Source organism: Cupriavidus numazuensis, assembly GCF_905397435.1.
In the GTDB taxonomy this organism is placed as follows: Bacteria; Pseudomonadota; Gammaproteobacteria; order Burkholderiales; family Burkholderiaceae; genus Cupriavidus; species Cupriavidus numazuensis.
The window spans coordinates 1-575 of sequence record NZ_CAJPVI010000174.1 but is presented as its reverse complement, the minus strand read 5'-3'; the positions used below and the strand labels follow the sequence as shown (position 1 = coordinate 575).

General features: G+C 63.7%; 1 protein-coding gene. It reads right to left on the bottom strand.

Going from position 1 to position 575, the window contains the following annotated elements; all coding sequences use genetic code 11:
- Window positions 1-575: IS66 family transposase (tnpC, locus tag KHO41_RS41085; protein ID WP_211958903.1), on the bottom strand; the 575-nt coding region annotated here is incomplete at both ends.

Genomic DNA, 575 nt, shown 5'->3' with positions numbered 1-575 from the left:
CGGTTGATAGTCGAACAGCACCACCGGTTGCTCGCAGTCCTCCGCGCTGCGATACACCCACATGTACGACTTGCTCTGTGCGGTCTTGCCTTCCTCCTTGAGCACCTGCACCGTCGTTTCGTCGCCATGGATCAGTGGTTGCGACAGCAGCGTGCGACGCAGCGCCTCGTACAGCCGGCTGTAGTGCAATTGCGCGGGCCGGATGATCCAGTTCGCCAGCGTGCCGCGGCCGACTGCAATGCCGGCGCGCCCCAGCGCATCTTCCATACGATACAGCGGCGTGCCGTCAACGTACTTGCCGATGGTCACCGTCGCTAGCATTGCCGGGCTTGCGTTGCTGCCCGGCAGTGGTTGCACCGGCATCGGCGCGGTCACCACCGGCGTGCGTTCGGCATTGCGCTCGCAGTGCCGACACGCGTATTTGAAGCGGACGTGCTGCAGTACGGAGACCTTTGCTTCGATGTGCAACTGCTCGCTGACTTCCTCGCCCAAGCGGTGCATCGAGCCCTGGCAGCACGGGCAGATCTTCTGGTCTTCGGTCAGGTCATACTCGATGCGCTGGCGCGGCAACTCCG